The following is a 14,181-nucleotide window of genomic DNA, read 5'->3' as shown; positions in this document are numbered from 1 at the left end:
GCGCCGTCACCCCTCCACCGGTGCCGCACCCGGCCCCGCAACCGACCCCGACACGGGAACCGAGCGTGCGAATCCGCCGTCCACCATCAGACCGGCCACCGTCTCCAACTCCGGCGGGTTCCCCGCCAACCGCTCGAGGAAGGCATCGAAATCGGCACCGCACGGCAGCAACAACCGCTCCACGCGCTCCTGCACCGACCAGCCGTCCCGGTCGCGGGCGTCGTCGTACGGGGAGAACCACACCGAGCCGATCGCCTCGCCCTTCACCTTCACCGCGAGCAGACCCCCCTGAACGAAGGCCACGCACAGGTAGTCCTTCGTCAGATGGTCCCGCAGACACTTGTTGACGTACACGAGGTCATTGACCGCCGCCTCCTCACGCACCGTGAAGAAAGGCTGGTCCACCAGCACACCGAGCTCCACGTCGAGACCCGCACCCACCGGCGCACAGCCACCCGCAGCCTTCAGGAACCCGCGGTACGCCTCCGGCAACCGGTAGCCGAGATCCTCCTCGACACCCTGCACCGCCTCCTCGGCCACCGACACCACCGACTTCGGCAACCCCAGGTGCACCGGACGCACCTCCTGCAACGGCCGCGTCCCACGCTTCTCATGGTCGACCGGCGCCGTCGCCAGCCCCGCGTGATGCCGCAGCAGCGCCTTCACCTCGACCGGGACCAGTTCCATCCGCCGCGTCCCCGCCACGTGGTGCCAGGTCCAGCCGTGCGGAGTCGCCACCGGCCCGACCGTGTCCCACAGCGCATGACCGGCCGCATGCATCGCCGCGTTCGCGGACACACAGTCCGTCAGCCGCAGCTCGTCCACACCGAAACCCTCCGGCGGCTCGGCAATCTCCACCGCAGCACGCGCGTACGGGGAGAAGTCGGGATGTCCGTCCCCGTCCATCCGCACACCGTGGGGATGCCGAGCGGCCCGGACCGGGTCCGGGAAATGCACGACCTGCCCCGAGTACGCGGCGTTGGGTGGCGCGGCCTGCTGCCCGAGCCGACCTGTCGTCATGGCGGTAGCCCCCTGCTGGATCTGGCTGGTTCACCACAGCCTATGTGCTCCGGCAAGAGCCTCACCCGCCCACGACCCCCGCACCCGCGCGAGGGCCAGGAACATCCGAATTGATACGAATATTCGACCCCGCTTCCACACGACAGGGGACATTTGACAGGCTGTCCCCTCAGCACGGGGGCGTGCGCGACAGCGGCCACCACCGCCGCCACGGGAGGGAAGACGCGACCATGCAGAACACCGCCACACGCACAGACACGGCCGACGACGCCTCGGGAACGGGCGGCCAAGGCACACAGGCGACCGGCCGGCCCGCCGGAGACCCACGCCTGCGCTGGAGCAGCACCGACGGCCGGCCCGCAGCCCCCGTCCTGCGCTTCCGCCGCGACGGCATCCTCCCCACCGTCGCCGCAGCCCTCTCCGTACGCGGCGAAACCCTCACCGGCACCGCCGGCAAAGCCGACCAGCCACCCGCACTCCACCCCCTCGTCCAGGACTTCCTCGACACCCTCACCAGCGGCCAGCGGGAACGCTTCACCGGCCGCTGCCCCGAAGCCATCCTGCTCTCCCGCCACCTCACCACCGCCGAAGGCGCCCGCAGCCGCCGCGCCTCCCGCAAACCCCTCACCGCGAACGAAGCCCGCCGCTCCCTCAAACACGCCAAGATCACCGCCCGCCGCATCCGCGAAGACGGCGACCCGCTCCACGGCACCTACGCACCCCCCTGCCGCTCCTGCGAAGCCCTCCTCGCCCACTTCGGCGTACGCGCCGTCGACCTCACCCCCGCCTCAGAGAAGGCCTGACCCCCACGACCATGACCACCTCCTCCGCCTCCTACGACCGCTCCTCGGCCACCCGCTTCCCCGCCGCCGTGGACACCGCCCTGCGCACCGCCGGCTGGGAACCCGGCCGCTGGGACATCAAGCAGGCCGAGTTCTGGGCCGACGCCCTCCGGGACCACACCACCCCCGCCGGACACCGGCACACCGTCTTCCCCGCCGCCGTCGAGGCCTGGGCCGAATTCGGCGGACTCACCGTCACCGCCCCCGGCCCGGGCCGCCAGATAGCGCCGGTCCCCGTGCGCCTGGACCCCCTCACCGGACTCCACCTCGCACGCACCTTCGCCGACCTCGGCCGCGCCCTGTCCACCGAGCTCTGCCCCCTCGGCGTCGACGCCGACGCCGACTCGCACCTCGCCATCGACCGCGAAGGCCGCGTCTACGGCATCGACCACACCGGCGACTGGTACCTCGGCGGCGCCGTGGACGAAGCCCTGACCCTCCTCCTCACCGGCCTCCAACCCACCCGCCTCACGACGGCCGCCTGACCCCCGGGCCGCGCCGCCGGCGGCAACCGCCCCGCCCAGCCGGGCACGGCGCTGCAGAACCGGCGGCCGTCCCGCACCGCCCGCCGCGGCGGCCGCCCCTACCACGGCACGGGCCGCCGCACGGGCCCTACGCCCGCCGGGAACCCCGCGGCAGCACCGCCGACACCTTGAAGCCCCCCTCGTCCGTCGGACCGGACACGAACACCCCACCCAGCCCGAGCACCCGCTCCCGCATCCCGACCAGCCCGTTCCCGCCACTCGGCAGCCCCGGCTGCACCACATCCGCCCCGCACGGCCCGTTCTCCACCTGCATGGCCACCTCACCCTCCCGATGAGCCAGCCGCACCACGACCCTCGCACCCGGCGCATGCTTGTGACAGTTGGTCAACGCCTCCTGCACCACCCGGTACGCCGTCTGCTCCACCTCCGCCGGATACCCCTCCCCCACACCCCGCACATCCAGCTCCACGACCATCCCGGCCGCCCGCGACTGCCCCACCAGCGCCTCCAACTCACCCAGCGAGGGCCCGGGCCCCTCCTCGAAACTCCCCACCAGCGCAGCCACCGGCACCACCGCAGCAGAAGCAGCGGCAGGAGCCCGCTTCGGCGACTCGGCCACCCGCAGCACCCCCAACATCTCCCGCAGCTCCGTCAACGCCTGCCGCCCCATGTCACCCACCAGCGCCGCGTTCTTCGCCGCCCGCGCCGGATCCTTCGCCGCCACCGCCTCCAGCGCCGCCGCATGCACCACCATCAGCGACACCCGGTGCGCCACCACGTCGTGCATCTCCCGCGCGATCCGCGTCCGCTCCTCCGTACGGGCCCACTCGGCCCGCTCCTCCGCCCGGTCCGCGAGCAGCGACAGCTCCCGCTCCAGCGAATCCGCCCGCTCCTGCAGGCTCTCCATCAGCCGGCGCCGCGCCCCTATGTACAGACCCAGCAGCACCGGCGGCACGGTCAGCGCCACCGCCACGAACACCGACAACACGATGACGAGCGAACGCGAGGCCCCCTGGTCCCCGCTGGTCCGCACGTACATCACCACGAACGTCGCGACCAACGACATCGACGTCAGCGTCGCCGTGATCCGCCGCGGCACCTCGCACTCGGCCAGCGTGTACAGCCCCACCACCCCGAGCAGGAACCCCATCGCGGCCGGCGACACGGCGATCCCCACCAGCACCACCGCGATCGGCCAGCGCCGCCGCAGTACGAGCGTGGACCCCACGAGCAGCCCGAACAGCACCCCCACCGCCACCGGCACCCCGGCCTCGCGCGCGAACGGCACCCCCTCGACGGCGCACTCGACGGCGGACACCACCGCCAGCCCCACATCGAGCACGGCCCCCCGCCGCCGCTCCCACCACAAGGGCCCGTCGCGCCCGGCCCCGCCCTGCTCTTCCCCCGAAACGGTCATGCCGTCCAGCGTACGCAGCGCCCCCAGCACAGAAGCGAACGGAATTCCGGGAAACCGAGGGCAATCGCACGTACGGCTGAATCGTCCGCTGAGCGAGACCTGAATCCCGCATTCCGGACGACATTGGCGACATGACCGAAATCCGACGTCGCCCCGGCGACGGCACAGGCGGCCTCCGCACGGGCGCCGCAACCTTCGAGGATCTCCGCGAGCAGGCCGTCGCCCTCCGCCGCGAGGGCCTCAGCCGCCGCCAGATCCGCGACCGCCTGAGCGTCCACAACAACGACATCCTCAATCGCCTGCTGGACGGCGAACCGGCCCCCGAATGGACGAAGCGCCCGAACGCGAAGGACGACCTCCGCGACCGCGCCCGCGAACTCCGCCTCCAGGGCATGACCTACGACCAGATCCAGGTCGAGCTGGGCTGCTCGAAGAGCTCCATCTCCCTCTGGGTCCGCGATCTCCCGACGCCGGAAAGGCGTCGCGCCCCGGAAGAAGCCTCGGCCATTGCGCGGCGGGGGTGGGAGCGCACCCTCGAAGTCCGCGAACAGGACCGTCGCGAGACCAAACGGGCTGCGGCCGCAGAGATCGGCGCCATGTCGGAGCGTGAACTCTTCCTCGTGGGTGTCGGCCTCTACTGGTCCGAGGGCAGCAAGGACAAGGCGTACGACCGCCGGGAACGCGCAATCTTCGTGAACAGCGACCCCGGAATGGTGACCGTTTACCTCGCCTGGCTGCGCCTGCTCGGCGTCGAAGAGGAACACCTTCGTTACGCCGTCACCATCCACGAAACCGCCGACGTCGGCGGCGCGGAGAGGTTCTGGGTAGAGCTCACCCGAGCCGCCCCCGGCCAGTTCCTCAAGACCACGCTCAAGCGACACAGCCCGAAAACCACCCGGAAGAACACCGGCGAGAGTTACTACGGCTGTCTGGCCGTTCGCGTACTCCAAAGCGCCGGTCTGTACCGTCGCATTGAAGGCTGGTGGTGCGGCATAGTAGGGGCTGCATCGCAGTTCGATCAGCCAAATCGGACATAAATGGCGAACTATCCCGAGTCGTCTAATGGCAGGACAAATGGTTTTGGTCCATTGAATGAGGGTTCGATTCCTTCCTCGGGAGCCTCGCAAGCTCGGGTCCTGACCAGTCGGTCGGGACCCGGCTTCGTTTCCGGGGTGTGGCCCCCCGGTATCCTTCACGGGTCCACCACCCGAAGCCGAAGGGCATCCCCGTGAGCGCCAACCGCCCGGCAGCCGTCGTCGTACTCGCAGCGGGTGAAGGCACCCGCATGAAGTCGGCCACTCCCAAGGTTCTGCACGAGATCTGCGGGCGCTCGCTCGTGGGCCACGTCGTCGCCGCCTCGCGCGAGCTGGACCCCGCACACCTCGTGGTCGTCGTCGGCCACGCCCGCGAGCAGGTCACCGCGCACCTCGCCGAGATCGACGCCGGCGTCCGCACCGCCGTCCAGTACGAGCAGAACGGCACCGGGCACGCCGTCCGCATGGCCCTCGAGGAGCTCGGCGGCACCGTCGACGGGACCGTCATCGTCGTCTGCGGCGACACGCCCCTGCTCACCGGGGAGACGCTGCAGCAGCTCGCGGCCACGCACGAGGCCGACGGCAACGCCGTCACCGTGCTCACCGCCGAGGTGCCGGACTCCACCGGCTACGGCCGCATCGTCCGGGACGGCGCCGGCGCCGTCACCGCCATCGTCGAGCACAAGGACGCCACCGACTCCCAGCGCGCGATCCGGGAGATCAACTCCGGGGTCTTCGCCTTCGACGGCGCCCTGCTCGCCGACGCGCTCGGCAAGGTGCGTACGGACAACAGCCAGGGCGAGGAGTACCTCACCGACGTGCTCGGCATCCTGCGCGAGGCGGGGCACCGCGTCGGTGCTGCGGTCGGCGCCGACCACCGCCAGATCCTGGGGATCAACAACCGCGTGCAGCTGGCCGAGGCCCGCGCGCTGCTCAACGCCCGTCTCCTCGAGCAGGCGATGCTGGCGGGCGTGACGGTGGTCGACCCGGCGAGCACGTTCGTGGACGTGACGGTGACGTTCGGGCAGGACGCGCTGATCCACCCGGGTACGCAGCTGCTCGGCGCGACGCACGTCGCCGAGGGGGCCGAGGTCGGTCCGAACACGCGGCTCAAGGACACGCAGGTCGGTCCGCGGGCGCGGGTGGACAACACGGTGGCGGACACGGCGGTCATCGGCGAGTCGGCGTCGGTCGGTCCGTACGCGTATCTGCGTCCGGGTACGGACCTGGGCCTGAAGGCGAAGGCCGGCACGTACGTGGAGATGAAGAACGCGAAGATCGGTGAGGGCACGAAGGTGCCGCACCTGTCCTATGTGGGTGACGCGACGATCGGTGAGTACACGAACATCGGCGCGGCGAGCGTGTTCGTGAACTACGACGGTGAGCACAAGCACCACACGACGATCGGCTCACATTGCAAGACGGGCTCGGACAACATGTTTGTGGCGCCCATCACGATCGGGGACGGCGCGTACACGGCTGCCGGGTCGGTGATCACGAAGGATGTGCCGCCGGGTGCGCTGGCGGTGGCCCGTGGTCAGCAGCGGAATATCGAGGGCTGGGTGGCTCGCAAGCGTCCGGGAAGTGCTGCGGCGACGGCGGCTCAGTCGGCGGTCCAGGAGGACTCCGACCCCCGTTGAGGCCTCGTTGAGGTGAACTGACCGGAAACAGGTACGCCCGGGACGGCGTACCGTGATAGGTGCACGCAATTCGGCTGGCTCACCGTGTGCGGGACGGACGCACACGGGGGCGAGCAGCTTTCAACACGTCTGAGGAGACTGTGCTGTGACCGGGATCAAGACGACCGGCGAGAAGAAGCTGATGCTCTTCTCCGGCCGCGCCCACCCCGAGCTGGCCGAGGAGGTTGCGCATCAGCTGGGCGTTGCCCTCGTGCCGACCAAGGCTTTCGACTTCGCGAACGGTGAGATCTACGTTCGTTTCCAGGAGTCGGCTCGTGGCGCGGACTGCTTCCTGATCCAGAGCCACACGGCTCCGATCAACAAGTGGATCATGGAGCAGCTGATCATGATCGACGCGCTGAAGCGTGCGTCGGCCCGCTCCATCACGGTGATCATCCCGTCCTACGGGTACGCCCGCCAGGACAAGAAGCACAAGGGTCGCGAGCCGATCTCGGCGCGTCTGGTCGCCGATCTGCTGAAGACCGCGGGTGCGGACCGCATCCTGACGGTCGACCTGCACACGGACCAGATCCAGGGCTTCTTCGACGGTCCGGTGGACCACCTTTCGGCGCTGCCGGTCCTCGCGGACTACGTGGGCGCGAAGGTGGACCGGACGAAGCTGACGATCGTGTCCCCGGACGCCGGCCGTGTGCGCGTCGCCGACCGCTGGTGCGACCGTCTGGACGCTCCGCTGGCGATCGTGCACAAGCGCCGGGACAAGGACGTCGCGAACCAGGTGACGGTCCACGAGGTCGTGGGTGAGGTCCGGGGCCGTGTCTGTGTCCTGGTCGACGACATGATCGACACGGGTGGCACCATCTGCGCCGCTGCCGATGCGCTGTTCGCGCACGGTGCGGAGGACGTGATCGTGACGGCGACGCACGGCATCCTGTCGGGGCCGGCGGCGGACCGCCTGAAGAACTCGAAGGTCAGCGAGTTCATCTTCACGAACACCCTGCCGGACCCGTCGGACCTGGAGCTCGACAAGATCACGGTGCTGTCGATCGCTCCGATGGTCGCGCGTGCGGTGCGCGAGGTCTTCGAGGACGGTTCGGTCACGAGCCTGTTCGAAGAGCAGCAGTAACCGGTAGTACAGAGATCCTTTTGGGTGCGGCCTCCGCGCCGGGTAGACTCTACGAGTTGCTCGGCGAGGGAGGCCGCACCTTTTTGGTGTCGGCGCTCCGTTATCGACGCGCTCTTCGTAGCAGGCCGTTCAGGCCGGGTGACCGTTGTCCTTCTTCCGTCACCCCACGAGGAGTGAGCATGTCCGAGGTCAAGCTTTCCGCCGAGCTCCGCACCACCTTCGGCAAGGGCTCTGCCCGTCAGGCCCGTCGCGACGCCATGGTTCCCGGTGTCATCTACGGTCACGGCAACGACCCGAAGCACGTCAACGTCGAGGGCCACGGCCTGGCGCTGGCGCTGCGTACCCCGAACGTCCTGATCTCCCTGGACATCGCGGGCGACGGCACCGAGCTGGTCATCCCGAAGGCCGTGCAGAAGCACCCGCTGAAGCGTTCGGTCTCCCACGTCGACTTCCTGATCGTCAAGAAGGGCGAGAAGGTCACGGTCGAGGTTCCGGTCGTCACCGAGGGCGAGCTGGCCGCGGGCGCCAACATGCTGGAGACCCTTCTGAACACCATCTCGGTCGAGGCCGAGGCGACCCACATCCCGACCGAGGTCACCGTCTCCATCGAGGGCCTCGAGGCCGGCGCCACCATCCACGCGTCCGACCTGGTCCTGCCGACCGGCACCACGCTGGCCGTCGACGGCGAGACCGCCGTTCTGCAGGTCGTCGCCCCGCAGGCCGAGGAGCCGGCCGCCGAGGCCGCCACCGAGGGCGCAGAGGCCTGAGCCTCGCTTTCCCACCTCAGCACTTGCTGAACGACCGCCGTCCGGCTCCACTGGGAGCGGGACGGCGGTCGTCCTCGTTAAGGAGCATGGATGTCGGACGATGCGGCGCCGTGGCTGATCGTCGGCCTCGGTAACCCGGGGGCGGAGTACGCGGGCAACCGCCACAACATCGGGTTCATGGTGGTGGACCTGCTGGCCGAGCGGATGCGCGGGAAGTTCAAGGCGCACAAGGCGCGGGCGCAGGTGGTGGAGGGCCGGATGGGTCCGCCGGGGCCGGCGAACCGGCGGGTGGTGCTGGCGAAGCCCATGTCGTTCATGAACCTGTCGGGCGGGCCGGTGACGGCGCTGCGCGATTTCTACAAGGTTCCGGTGGACCGGATCGTGGCGGTCCATGACGAATTGGACATCGACTATCCGACGTTGCGGCTGAAGCTGGGCGGCGGGGACAACGGGCACAACGGCCTGAAGTCGATGACGAAGTCGATGGGGCCGGAGTACCACCGGGTGCGGTGCGGTATCGGCCGTCCGCCGGGCCGTATGCAGGTGGCGGACTTCGTGTTGAAGGACTTCTCGTCGACGGAGCGCAAGGAGCTGGACTGGTTCGTGGACCGGGCGGCGGACTCCGTGGAGTGCCTGATCGCGGAGGGCCTGGAGCGGGCCCAGTCGGCGTACAACTCCTGACGGGCTACATCCTCGACGACGAGCACGGTGTCGGCGACCGGGTAGGGCCGAACACCGGCTGCGGTGCCGAGAACACGAGGTTGCCGTCGATCAGTTCGGTGTGCCGCGGGAGGCCGGGCACGCCATGAGGTCTTCGACGACGTACCCCTCCACGGGAGGCCGAGGCCAGTGCTGTCCCATGGTGCGATCCTCGTCGCTGCCGGCTGCGGCGCAGCCCGGTATCCGTGGCCGTCATCACAAAGGGTGACGGACACGGATACCGGGGTGCGGCGTCAGCCGGTGTTGCGCAGGCCTGCCGCCACGCCGTTCACCGTGAGCAGCAGGGCTCGGGCGAGCAGCGGGTCGGGGTCTTCGCCGCGGGCTGCGGCGGCGCGCTGGCGGGCCAGCAGGGAGACCTGGAGGTAGGAGATCGGGTCCAGGTAGGCGTCGCGGACGGCGAAGGTCTGCTGGAGGACCGGGTTGGAGTCCAGGAGCTTCTGGCCGCCGGTGATGCGCAGGACTTCGCGGACGGTGAGCTCGTGTTCGGCTTCGATGCGGGCGAAGACGTGCTTGAGCTCGTCGGGGACGAGGGTGTCGACGTAGTGGCGGGCGATCCGCAGGTCCGTCTTGGCCAGCGTCATCTCGACGTTGGAGAGGAAGTTGCGGAAGAAGTGCCATCGCTCGCCCATCTCGGCGAGGGCGGCTTCGCCGCCGGCTTCGCGCAGGGCCTTGAGGCCGGAGCCGACGCCGTACCAGCCGGGGACGATCTGGCGGGACTGGGTCCAGCCGAAGACCCACGGGATGGCGCGCAGGCCGTCGAGGCCGGCGCCGGAGTCGGGGCGGCGGGAGGGCCGGGAGCCGAGGTGGAGGTCGGCGAGCTGGTCGACGGGGGTGGCGGCGAAGAAGTACGACGGCAGGTCGGGGTCTTCGACGAGTTCGCGGTACGCGGTGTGTGCGGCGTCGGAGACGGTGTCCATGGCCGCGTCCCAGCGGGCGAGGTCGTCCTCGGACTGGCGGGGGGCGGTGTGCAGGGCGGAGGCCTGCAGGGTCGCCGCGACGGTCAGTTCGAGGTTTTCGCGGGCGAGGGACGGTACGAGGTACTTGTCGGAGATGACCTCGCCCTGCTCGGTGACCTTGATCTCGCCTTCGAGGGTGCCCCAGGGCTGCGCGAGGATCGCGTCGTGGGAGGGGCCGCCGCCGCGGCCGACGGTGCCGCCGCGGCCGTGGAAGAGGCGCAGGCGTACTCCGTAGCGGTGGGCGACGTCGCGCAGGCGGCGCTGGGCGCGGTGGATCTCCCACTGGCTGGTGGTGATGCCGCCGAACTTGCTTGAGTCGGAGTAGCCGAGCATGACCTCCTGGACGTCGCCGCGCAGGGAGACGAGGCGCCGGTAGGAGGGGTCGGCGAGCATGGCGTCGAGGATGACGTCGGCGGCCTTGAGCTCGTCGGTGGTTTCGAGGAGCGGGACGATGCCGATCTTGGCCCAGCCGGCGTGGAGGTCGATGAGGCCGGCTTCGCGGGCGAGGACGGCGGCGGCGAAGACGTCGTCGGCGCCCTGGCACATCGAGATGATGTAGGACTCGATGACTTCGGGGCCGAACTTCTCGAAGGCTTCCTTGATGGCGGAGAAGACGCCGAGGGTCTTGTGACCGGCGGCGTCGAGCGGTGCCGGGGTGGGTGCGAGGGGGCGGCGGGAGCGCAGTTCCTTGGCGAGGAGCTTCTGCCGGTAGTCGCGGGGCATGTCGGCGTAGCGCCAGGATTCCTCGCCGAGGCGGTCGAAGAGCTGGCCGAGGGCGTGGTGGTGGGCGTCGGCGTGTTCGCGGACGTCCATGGTGGCGAGCTGGAGGCCGAAGGCGGCCAGCGTGCGGATGGTGCGGTCCATGCGGCCGTCGGCGAAGAGGGCGCCGCGGTGTTCGCGCAGGGAGGTCTGGATGAGGGTGAGGTCGGTGAGGAGCTCGGCGGTGCCGAGGTAGTCGCGGCCTTCCTCGTGGGGGGTGCCCTTGGCGAGGCGCTCGCGGGTGTTGACGAGCTTCTGGCGGATGCAGGTGGCCTTGAGGCGGTACGGCTCCTCGGCGTTCAGCCGCTTGTAGCGCGGGCTGATCTCGGGGAGGCGTTCGAGGTCGGCCTGGAGGGAGGAGAGGAGTTCCTCGGTGGCGCCGGTGTAGCGGATGGAGTTCGACAGCAGTCCGCGCAGGTAGTCGACGAGCTCGAGGGCGTCGGTGATGCCGTGTTCGTGCTGGAGGATCAGTACGTCGCGGGTGACGTCGGGGGTGACGTTGGGGTTGCCGTCGCGGTCGCCGCCGATCCAGGTGCCGAAGGTGAGGGGGCGGGTGCCTGCGGGCAGCTCGACGCCGACGCGCTGGAGTTCCGCGGCGAGGTCCTCGAGTACGTCGCCGACGGCGCCGGCGTGGAGCTCGTCGAGGTAGTAGATGGCGTTGCGGGCCTCGTCGGCGGGTTCGGGGCGCACGACGCGGAGCTCGTCGGTCTGCCAGACGAGGTCGATGTTCTCGGCGAGGCGCAGGTCGTGGCGGCGGCGTTCGCCGGCGCCGGCGACGGGCTCTTCGAGGAGGGCGGCGATGCGGCGCAGCTTGTTGAGGACGCTGCGGCGGGCTGCCTCGGTGGGGTGTGCGGTGAAGACGGGTCGGACGTTGAGGTTCCGGACCGTTTCGCGCAGGTGTTCGGGGTCGGCGTCCTTGAGCATGTCGGCGGTGCGCGCGAGCAGCCCGCCTTCGGCGGCCCGGTGGGCGCGCAGTTCCTTGCCGCGGTGCACCTGTTCGGTGACGTTGGCCAGGTGGAAGTAGGTGGAGAAGGCCCGTACGAGCTTGGCGGCGGTCTCCAGGTCGGTCTCGCCGAGCAGTGCGGCGGCGGCTTCGCCGTCGGTGCGCGTCAGGGCGCGCACGCGTTCGACGAGGTCGAGGAGGTCTTGGCCTTCCTGGCGGACGAGGGTCTCGCCGAGGAGGTCGCCGAGGCGGCGGATGTCCGCCCGCAGCTCTGCGTTGGCGGCGACGGCGGTGGCCCGGGCCTTGGCCGGGGTGGAGGAGGCCTGGTCAGCACTGCTCACAGGTGCGGCTCCTTGCAGTGTTCGAGCGCTACTGGGAGGTGGGCTCCGGGGTGCGCTGGGGTGTGCGTCCCGGGTTTCCTTGCCCAGCCACGGCTGGGAGGGGTCCCGGGGGTGTCCCCCACCTGATGCGCAGCTCGGCTGCCCGTGCGGACCGCGCTGTCCGACGACACCAGGATAGGTGTCGTTCGCTCGCGCCCTGCTAAACGTCTCACCAGGCGGCGCGCGGCCTGCGGCGGGCGCTGTTTCGAGCGCCCCGGGCCCGGCCGTGCTCCTCTTGCCCCGGGCTGCGGCTTTGCCATACTTACGATGCCGTAGGTTACGCGTCCGTAGCCGGGGCAGGCGCCAGGCGTGCCTGCCGATTCCTCACCCCCCAGGGGATCCTCATGACCACCAGTCCCGAGCTGATCGAGGACGCCTCGGCGACCTCCGATTCCGATACCCCCGTGCCCTCCGCGACCCTCGGAGGCGAGAGCAAGCGGTCTGTCGAGCAGATCGCGCTGCTGCTGTTCATCGTCGTTCCCTTCCTGGCGCTGCTGGCCGCGATCCCGCTGGCCTGGGGCTGGGGGGTGAGCTGGCTGGACCTCGGCCTGATGGTGTTCATGTACTTCCTGGCCTGCCACGGGATCACCATCGGCTTCCACCGTTACTTCACGCACGGTTCCTTCAAGGCGAAGCGGCCGCTGCGGATCGTGCTGGCCGTGATGGGTTCGATGGCGGTGGAGGGGCCTCTGGTGCGCTGGGTGGCCGACCACCGCAAGCACCACAAGTTCTCCGACCACGAGGGCGACCCGCATTCGCCGTGGCGGTTCGGGGAGAGCGTCCCGGCGCTGATGAAGGGCCTGGCGTGGGCGCACATCGGGTGGCTGTTCGACGAGGAGCAGACCGACCAGCAGAAGTACGCCCCGGACCTGATCAAGGATCCGGCGATCCGGCGGATCTCGCGTGACTTCGTGCTGTGGACGATCGTGTCGCTGGCGATCCCGCCGCTGGTCGGCGGTCTGGTGACGATGTCGTGGTGGGGCGCGTTCACGGCGTTCTTCTGGGGCTCTCTCGTACGCGTGGCGCTGCTGCACCACGTGACGTGGTCGATCAATTCGATCTGCCACGCGGTGGGCAAGCGCCCGTTCAGGTCGCGGGACCGCTCGGGCAACGTGTGGTGGCTGGCGGTGCTCTCGTGCGGCGAGTCCTGGCACAACCTGCACCACGCGGACCCGACGTCGGCCCGGCACGGCGTGCTGCGCGGCCAGGTCGACTCCAGTGCCCGGCTGATCCGCTGGTTCGAGCTGGCGGGCTGGGCGACGGACGTGCGCTGGCCGTCCAAGGACCGCATCGATGCCCGGCGCAGGGAAAACGCGTCGAACGCGGCATGATGGGGGACGTGGCGATCGACGGCAGCAGTTCCAGCAGCGACAAGCCCCGGCGCGGCCGCCGGGTCCGGATGACGGGCGCTGAACGGCGTCAGCAACTGCTGGACATCGGCCGTGCCTTGTTCGCCGAGAAGGGCTTCGAGGGCACGTCGGTGGAGGAGATCGCGGCGAAGGCCGGGGTGTCCAAGCCGGTGGTGTACGAGCACTTCGGGGGCAAGGAGGGCCTGTACGCGGTCGTCGTGGACCGGGAGATGCGCCAGCTGCTGGACGGGGTGACGGGCGCGCTGACGGCCGGGCATCCGCGGGAGCTGCTGGAGCAGGCCGCGTTCGCGCTGCTGGACTACATCGAGTCGTACACGGACGGCTTCCGGATCCTCGTCCGGGATTCCCCGGTCGCCCAGTCGACGGGTACGTTCGCCTCGCTGATCAGCGACATCGCCACGCAGGTCGAGGACATCCTGGGGCTGGAGTTCAAGGCGCGCGGGTTCGACCCGAAGCTGGCCCCGCTGTACGCGCAGGCGCTGGTCGGGATGGTCGCCCTGACCGGGCAGTGGTGGCTGGACGTGCGCCGGCCGAAGAAGGCGGAGGTCGCGGCGCACCTGGTCAACCTGGCCTGGCACGGGCTGGACGGGCTGGAGTCGAAGCCGCGGCTGGTGGGCCACCGCAAGAGCTGAGCGCCGCGGCGGCGGTGGGTACGACGCGACGGCGCCCCGTCACCGGCGATCCGGTGGCGGGGCGCCGTCGCGTCGTACCGGGGCCCGTGGACG

General features: G+C 70.2%; 12 protein-coding genes and 1 tRNA gene. 10 read left to right on the top strand and 3 right to left on the bottom strand.

All coding sequences use genetic code 11. The features are described 5' to 3' along the window. Window positions 1–6: 6 nt before the first annotated feature. On the bottom strand, window positions 7–1,020 hold the full coding sequence (locus AB5J51_RS23850; RefSeq protein ID WP_053791042.1) for an SMI1/KNR4 family protein: 1,014 nt from the start codon (window positions 1,018–1,020) through the stop codon (window positions 7–9). A gap of 230 nt (window positions 1,021–1,250) precedes the next feature. On the opposite strand from AB5J51_RS23850, the gene AB5J51_RS23845 reads away from it, so the two are divergent. Continuing rightward, the gene (locus AB5J51_RS23845; protein WP_078988145.1) at window positions 1,251–1,823 is read left to right on the top strand and encodes a YwqJ-related putative deaminase; all 573 of its coding nucleotides are present in this window, start codon (window positions 1,251–1,253) and stop codon (window positions 1,821–1,823) included. Between the two features lie 11 nt (window positions 1,824–1,834). After that, on the top strand, window positions 1,835–2,347 hold the full coding sequence (locus AB5J51_RS23840) for an SUKH-3 domain-containing protein (RefSeq protein WP_053791041.1): 513 nt from the start codon (window positions 1,835–1,837) through the stop codon (window positions 2,345–2,347). 127 nt (window positions 2,348–2,474) lie between these two features. On the opposite strand, the gene AB5J51_RS23835 is transcribed toward AB5J51_RS23840, so the two are convergent. Beyond that, window positions 2,475–3,764 carry a sensor histidine kinase gene (locus tag AB5J51_RS23835; protein ID WP_369778602.1) on the bottom strand — a complete coding sequence of 430 codons (1,290 nt, stop codon included), beginning with the start codon at window positions 3,762–3,764 and terminating at the stop codon, window positions 2,475–2,477. A 131-nt stretch (window positions 3,765–3,895) separates the two neighbouring features. Between AB5J51_RS23835 and AB5J51_RS23830 the strand changes: the two genes are divergently transcribed. The 6 genes from AB5J51_RS23830 to pth all read left to right on the top strand — a co-directional run bounded on the left by AB5J51_RS23830 (window position 3,896) and on the right by pth (window position 9,009). Continuing rightward, complete coding sequence (locus tag AB5J51_RS23830) at window positions 3,896–4,801, top strand: hypothetical protein (RefSeq protein ID WP_369778601.1); 906 nt, start codon at window positions 3,896–3,898, stop codon at window positions 4,799–4,801. Window positions 4,802–4,812: 11 nt separating this feature from the next. After that, window positions 4,813–4,883, top strand: a tRNA-Gln gene (locus AB5J51_RS23825). Window positions 4,884–4,992: 109 nt separating this feature from the next. Next, complete coding sequence (gene glmU / locus AB5J51_RS23820) at window positions 4,993–6,438, top strand: bifunctional UDP-N-acetylglucosamine diphosphorylase/glucosamine-1-phosphate N-acetyltransferase GlmU (RefSeq protein WP_053791114.1); 1,446 nt, start codon at window positions 4,993–4,995, stop codon at window positions 6,436–6,438. Between the two features lie 145 nt (window positions 6,439–6,583). Then, the gene (locus AB5J51_RS23815; RefSeq protein ID WP_030297029.1) at window positions 6,584–7,561 is read left to right on the top strand and encodes a ribose-phosphate diphosphokinase; all 978 of its coding nucleotides are present in this window, start codon (window positions 6,584–6,586) and stop codon (window positions 7,559–7,561) included. A 179-nt stretch (window positions 7,562–7,740) separates the two neighbouring features. Beyond that, window positions 7,741–8,328, top strand: a complete 588-nt coding sequence (locus AB5J51_RS23810) for a 50S ribosomal protein L25/general stress protein Ctc (protein ID WP_053791039.1) — start codon at window positions 7,741–7,743, stop codon at window positions 8,326–8,328. Window positions 8,329–8,418: 90 nt separating this feature from the next. After that, the gene (pth, locus tag AB5J51_RS23805) at window positions 8,419–9,009 is read left to right on the top strand and encodes an aminoacyl-tRNA hydrolase (RefSeq protein WP_030297032.1); all 591 of its coding nucleotides are present in this window, start codon (window positions 8,419–8,421) and stop codon (window positions 9,007–9,009) included. A 272-nt stretch (window positions 9,010–9,281) separates the two neighbouring features. Here pth and ppc read toward each other — a convergent pair whose 3' ends face one another. Next, a complete protein-coding gene (gene ppc, locus AB5J51_RS23800) occupies window positions 9,282–12,047 on the bottom strand; it encodes a phosphoenolpyruvate carboxylase (RefSeq protein ID WP_053791038.1) in 2,766 nt (921 codons plus the stop codon). A gap of 383 nt (window positions 12,048–12,430) precedes the next feature. Between ppc and AB5J51_RS23795 the strand changes: the two genes are divergently transcribed. Beyond that, window positions 12,431–13,417, top strand: a complete 987-nt coding sequence (locus tag AB5J51_RS23795) for an acyl-CoA desaturase (RefSeq protein WP_369778600.1) — start codon at window positions 12,431–12,433, stop codon at window positions 13,415–13,417. Continuing rightward, complete coding sequence (locus AB5J51_RS23790) at window positions 13,414–14,088, top strand: TetR/AcrR family transcriptional regulator (RefSeq protein ID WP_030297040.1); 675 nt, start codon at window positions 13,414–13,416, stop codon at window positions 14,086–14,088. The genes AB5J51_RS23795 and AB5J51_RS23790 overlap by 4 nt, the downstream gene beginning before the upstream one ends. Window positions 14,089–14,181: the final 93 nt, after the last annotated feature.

Source organism: Streptomyces sp. R33 (assembly GCF_041200175.1).
GTDB classification, from domain to species: Bacteria; Actinomycetota; Actinomycetes; order Streptomycetales; family Streptomycetaceae; genus Streptomyces; species Streptomyces katrae_B.
This window is presented reverse-complemented; position numbering and strand designations above follow the sequence as displayed.

What these genes read in the sequence shown, in the direction of transcription:
- pth (WP_030297032.1), top strand. Translation starts at nt 8,419, where the DNA reads ATGTCGGACGATGCGGCGCCGTGGCTGATCGTCGGCCTCGGTAACCCG.
- AB5J51_RS23795 (WP_369778600.1), top strand. Translation starts at nt 12,431, where the DNA reads ATGACCACCAGTCCCGAGCTGATCGAGGACGCCTCGGCGACCTCCGAT.
- AB5J51_RS23830 (WP_369778601.1), top strand. Translation starts at nt 3,896, where the DNA reads ATGACCGAAATCCGACGTCGCCCCGGCGACGGCACAGGCGGCCTCCGC.
- AB5J51_RS23810 (WP_053791039.1), top strand. Translation starts at nt 7,741, where the DNA reads ATGTCCGAGGTCAAGCTTTCCGCCGAGCTCCGCACCACCTTCGGCAAG.
- AB5J51_RS23790 (WP_030297040.1), top strand. Translation starts at nt 13,414, where the DNA reads ATGATGGGGGACGTGGCGATCGACGGCAGCAGTTCCAGCAGCGACAAG.
- AB5J51_RS23845 (WP_078988145.1), top strand. Translation starts at nt 1,251, where the DNA reads ATGCAGAACACCGCCACACGCACAGACACGGCCGACGACGCCTCGGGA.
- AB5J51_RS23850 (WP_053791042.1), bottom strand. Translation starts at nt 1,020, where the DNA reads ATGACGACAGGTCGGCTCGGGCAGCAGGCCGCGCCACCCAACGCCGCG.
- AB5J51_RS23840 (WP_053791041.1), top strand. Translation starts at nt 1,835, where the DNA reads ATGACCACCTCCTCCGCCTCCTACGACCGCTCCTCGGCCACCCGCTTC.
- AB5J51_RS23835 (WP_369778602.1), bottom strand. Translation starts at nt 3,764, where the DNA reads ATGACCGTTTCGGGGGAAGAGCAGGGCGGGGCCGGGCGCGACGGGCCC.